The 5,129-nt window shown below is 67.5% G+C and carries 5 protein-coding genes; 4 read left to right on the top strand and 1 reads right to left on the bottom strand.

Features of this window, described 5'->3' with window-relative positions; all coding sequences use genetic code 11:
* Positions 1-932, bottom strand: a 932-nt coding sequence (locus IN820_RS17515; RefSeq protein WP_193679812.1) for an ISL3 family transposase, incomplete at its 3' end; no start/stop codon positions are given.
* A 314-nt stretch (positions 933-1,246) separates the two neighbouring features.
* Here IN820_RS17515 and IN820_RS17510 point away from each other — a divergent pair.
* The 4 genes from IN820_RS17510 to IN820_RS17495 all read left to right on the top strand — a co-directional run.
* Complete coding sequence (locus IN820_RS17510; protein WP_193682205.1) at positions 1,247-2,602, top strand: dihydroorotase; 1,356 nt, start codon at positions 1,247-1,249, stop codon at positions 2,600-2,602.
* 63 nt (positions 2,603-2,665) lie between these two features.
* A complete protein-coding gene (locus tag IN820_RS17505) occupies positions 2,666-3,598 on the top strand; it encodes a dihydrodipicolinate synthase family protein (protein WP_207793687.1) in 933 nt (310 codons plus the stop codon).
* A complete protein-coding gene (locus IN820_RS17500) occupies positions 3,595-4,380 on the top strand; it encodes an SDR family oxidoreductase (protein ID WP_193682204.1) in 786 nt (261 codons plus the stop codon). The genes IN820_RS17505 and IN820_RS17500 overlap by 4 nt, the downstream gene beginning before the upstream one ends.
* 345 nt (positions 4,381-4,725) lie before the next feature.
* Positions 4,726-5,129, top strand: a 404-nt coding sequence (locus IN820_RS17495) for a PAAR domain-containing protein (protein WP_193681011.1), incomplete at its 3' end; no start/stop codon positions are given.

Genomic DNA, 5,129 nt, shown 5'->3' with positions numbered 1-5,129 from the left:
TACCAGACTTCCTTCAGGGCATCCTTGAGCACATAGACCGTGGCCAGCGGCTGGTTGGCAGCGAGCAGTTCCTGCAGTTGCACGGCTTGTCCCTCCTTGAGATTTTCGCGATTGCGTAGCAGCAGCCAGCGGCTTTGCTTGACGACCTTGCGCGCGGGTTTGTCCTGGCGCAGGAGGTTGGCCTGGTCGACACGGATACGGTCGATCACATCGCGGCCATAGCGCGCCAGCACATGGAATAGGTCGTATACCACTTCGGCCTGTGGGCAATGCTGCTTCACCTCCAGGTCAAAGGCCGTATTCATGTCCATTGCCACAGCCTCGATCTGCTGGCAGTGCTCGCCCAGCAATTCGAAGAACGGGCGAATCGCCTCACGGCTGTTGCCATGCCCGACCCACAACACACGCGTGCGCTCGGCATCCATGATCACCGTGGCATAGCGATGGCCCTTGTGCAGGGCGAACTCATCCATCACCAGACGGCGCACTTCGCCTGGTTCGAAAGCGCCAACCGAGGCCTCCAGGCGGCGCTTGTCCAGCGTCTTGAGGGTGTGCCAATGCAATCCGGTGAGGCGGCTGACGTGGCTGATGGGCAGCAGTTGCAGCAAGCCTTCTAGCCAGACACGCAAGCGCTGAGTCAGGCGCGACGCCGGCTCAAGCCAGTCAATCCGCTCGGTTACCCGCCCACAGCACAGGCAATCGACACGGCGTACCGGCAGTTGAAGCAGGACACGCTGGTCAAGCAGATCGCGATCACGCACCCGGCGAATCCGTCGCTCATGGATCAACGGACAGGCTTGGTTGCAGCGTCCGCATTTGGGGACACAGTCGGCTTGAGGTTCGAGCTCGATCAGTAGGGTGTTATCGGTGGATTGGCGACAAGCGACGACTTCGTAGCCTGGCCAGAAAGCAGCAAGATCAATAGGATGCACGGTGACAGCAGGGTGTGGGGGTTGGGATGTTTGGCGACTGCCAATTTACCCACTTCCCTGACTGTCAACTCGCTTTTCCCCCCGAATCCGCGAAGAACCTCAAAAATGGCTCCAGGCCATTTTTTAGTCACGCCAGGCAGAATTTCTATCGTTTACGCAGCGTCCGCAGCGCACATAGGCTTGCCCGCAGCAGCGCTGCTCGCGCAGCGCCACAGGCGGCCGGCCGCCCCTCGGGAAATCGCCGGCCCGCTTCCAGCCGAACGCCGATGCCCGCACGGTGGGCATGGCGACAGAAGACGGAAAAAGCATCAGCCATGAGTGACTTCGACCTGATCGTGCGCGGAAAATTGGTATTGCCCGAACGCATCCTCGAGGACGGCTACGTCGCGGTGATCGACGGCAAGGTCGCCCGCATCGGCTTCGGCGAGCCGCCGGCCGCCCGGGAGCTGCACGACTGCCGCGGCGCCTGGGTGGTGCCCGGCGCGGTGGACGGCCAGACCCACACCGGCAGCGCCAACCACGAATGGCTCGGCCAGGCCTCGCGCGCCGCGGCGGCCGGCGGCGTGACCACGCTGGTGGACATGCCCTACGACGAACCGGAGCCGGCCTGGAGCGCCGAGGTGTTCCTCGCCAAGGCGGCCAAGGCCAACGCCGACTGCCACATCGATGTCGGCCTCTACGCCACCATCCGCCCGCGCGACGGTCTCGAGGCCATTCCCGGCCTGATCGAAGCCGGCGCCTGCGCCTTCAAGTTCTCCACCTTCGAGGCCAACGCGCAGCGCTTCCCGCGGATCGACGACGCCATGCTCTACGAGGCCATGCTGCGCATCGCCCCGTCCGGCCTGGCCTGCGGCGTGCACAACCAGGACCAGGAGATGACCCTGGCCAACATCGCCCGCCTGCGCGCCGCCGGCGACACCGGCTGGGACGCCTTCGGCCGCGCCCATCCGCCGCTGGTGGAGAACCTCGCCACCGCCAAGATCTACGAGATCGGCGCCGCCACCGGGGCCCGCGCGCATGCCGTGCACATCTCGCTGTCGCGCGGCTTCCAGCTGTGCAACCAGTACCGCGCCAGTGGCGTGAAGGCCACGGCGGAAACCTGCGTGCAATACCTGATGCTCAACGAGGAGGAGCACATGCGCCGGCTCGGAGCGAAGACCAAGCACTACCCGCCGATCCGCCCGAAAGCCGAGGTCGACAAGCTGTGGACGCACATCGCCAACGGCGACTGCGATTTCGTCTCCTCCGATCACGTCGCCTGGGGCCTGGAGCGCAAGGGCGACCCGGACATCTTCAACAACGCCGCCGGCGGCCCCGGCCTGGAAACCCTGGTGCCGGCGCTCTGGACCGGCTGCCTGGAGCACGGCATCTCGCCGACCATGGCGGTGCGCCTGCTCAGCGAAGGCCCGGCGAAGTTCTTCCTGATGCAGGACAAGGGCAGCCTGCAACCGGGCAAGGACGCCGACATCGTGGTCCTCGAACCGGGCCGCTTCGTCCACGACCCGGCCAACAGCCTGGCCGCGGTGAACTGGAGTTCCTTCGAGGGACACACCTTCGGCGTCCGCGTCGCCGCCACCTTCCTGCGCGGCCAGCTCGCCTGGAACGGCCAGCAGATCGTCAATGCCGCCGGCGCCGGGCGCCTGCAGAAACCCCGGCGCCGCGGCGTCTGAACCGTCCGCCCTCACCGGCCGCACGCGGCCGGCTCTCCTTCCCAACAAGAGGTTTTCCAGCTGATGCGTCTGAACGAACAGGCACGCGGTGTCTTCATCATCGCCGTCACGCCCTTCACCGACAGCGGCGACCTGGACCTGTCCAGCACCGACCGGCTGGTCGAGTTCTACCTCGAACGCGGCGCCACCGGCCTGACCGTGCTCGGCATGATGGGCGAGGCGCCCAAACTCACCGTTGGCGAATCGCTGGCCTACGTCGAGCGCGTGGTCGAGCGCGTCGCCGGCCGCGTGCCGGTGGTGGCGGGCGCTTCGGGTGCCGGCCTCGCGCCGATGCGCGAACTGGCCCAGCAGATGATGCAGGCCGGCGCCGCCGGGGTGATGGTCGCCCCGCCCTCGCACCTGCGCAGCGACGACCAGTTGGTGAGCTATTACACCCAGGTCGGCCAGGCCATCGGCAGCGACACGCCCTTCGTCCTGCAGGATTTCCCGCTGGCAACCAGCGTGCAGATCCCGACCCAGGCGATCGTGCGCATCGTCAATGACAACCCCAACTGCGTGATGCTCAAGCACGAGGACTGGCCCGGCCTTGCGAAGATCAGCGCGCTGCGCCTGGCCGAGGCCGAGGGACGCATGCGCCGCATCAGCATCCTCGTCGGCAACGGCGGGCTGTTCCTTCCCGAAGAGCTGGGCCGCGGCGCCGACGGCGCGATGACCGGCTTCGGCTACCCGGAAATGATGGCCGAGGTGTACGCCGCTTACGCTGCCGGCGATGCCGAAAGGGGCCGCGACCTGTTCGACGCCTACCTGCCGCTGGCGCGCTACGAACAGCAACCGGGCTTCGGCCTGGCCGTGCGCAAGTACGTGCTGGCGCGCCGCGGCGCCATCGCCTCGGCCGCCCTGCGCACGCCGGGACCGAAACTCTCGTCCGCCGACATCGGCGAAATCGAACGCCTGATCGAGCGGCAGGAATCCCGCCTCAAGGAGCTGCACGCATGAACCTGGGTCTCAATGGACGCCGCGCCCTGGTGCTCGGCGCCAGCCGCGGCCTCGGCGCCGCCATCGCCGCCAGCCTGGCCGCCGAAGGCGTGCAGGTATTCGCCGCGGCGCGCTCCCCTGAAGGCGTCGACGCCTGGCGCGCCGAACTGCCGGACGAACAGGCCGCGCGCATCGTCGCGCTGCAGGTCGACCTCGCCGACCTGGCCTCGGTGCAGGGTCTGGCCAACCTGGTGATCGAGGGCGGCGGCGTCGACATCCTGGTCAACAACGGCGGCGGCCCGCCGGCCGGCGCCGCCCGCGACCAGCTCGCGGCGGCCTGGGAAACCAGCTTCCGCAGCATGGCCAGCCACCTCTTCGAACTCACCGCGCGGCTGCTGCCTGGCATGGTGGAGAAAGGCTGGGGCCGGGTGATCAGCATCGGTTCCTCGGGCATCCAGCAGCCGATCCCCAACCTGGCGCTGTCCAACGGCATTCGCACCGCCGTGCAGGGCTGGTCGAAAACCCTCGCCGCCGAAGTCGCCGCCCAGGGCATCACGGTGAACATGGTGCTGCCCGGACGCATCCACACCGACCGCGTCGACCAGCTCGACGCCGGCGCCGCGCAACGCCAGGGCAAGAGCGTGGAAGAAATCGCCGCTGCCTCCCGCGCCGGCATCCCCGCCGGCCGCTACGGCCGCCCCGAGGAATTCGCCAACGTGGTGACCTTCCTCGCCAGCGAGGCGGCCTCCTACGTCACCGGCAGCACCCTCCGCGTCGACGGCGGGCTGATCCGCTCGAACTGAGCTCTCGAAGTTTCAAGAGGGACCATAGACCGGCGCGCGCGGACTTGTGCGCTCCTTTGGCTACCCATGTGAAACGGAGGGCTGCTAGTGGCCTGCTTGGCTAGTTCAGTCGGTCAATTTAGGCGCCTGAGGCCACGATACGGTGTTGCCACTCCTCCAACATAGCCCTATGAGTCGTCGCGGCGCCTTGTCTCAGAGCCCCATGCATCCGAACTTGAGTCAACCAACTAACCGCACAGGCCACTAACAAGCTGCGAACCAGTCCATGAAAAACCGAACGTCGTTTGCGCTCGCCGCCGCCCGTGCGGCAAGGTGCCGGCTCGCATACCGATAAGGAGATTGGTCATGTCCGGCAAACCCGCCGCCCGCCTCGGCGACTCCACTGCCTGCCCGAAGACCGGGCATGGCGACAACCCCATCGTCAGCGGCTCGCCCGACGTCTTCTTCGACGGCCTGCCCGCCGCCCGCGCCGGCGATACCACCGCATGCGGCAGCACCCTGACGGGCAATCTCATTCCCAACGTGCGGATCAACGGCAGGCCCGCCGTCGTCCAGGGCAGCCTCGGCGACCACGGCAATCTGGTCATCGGCGGCTCGGGCACCGTCATCATCGGCACCTCGCACACCCCGGCACCCTTCGTTCCGCCCGAACCGCTGAATATCGGCGGCGCGCCCGTGGCCCGGGCGCCCGCCGCGCCGGCACTGCCGCAACAACCGGCGCCCGTTGCTGCTCGCGCCTGGCACGAAGA

The sequence above is a fragment of the Pseudomonas lopnurensis genome, from assembly GCF_015070855.1.
Classification (GTDB): domain Bacteria; phylum Pseudomonadota; class Gammaproteobacteria; order Pseudomonadales; family Pseudomonadaceae; genus Stutzerimonas; species Stutzerimonas lopnurensis.
This window is presented reverse-complemented; position numbering and strand designations above follow the sequence as displayed.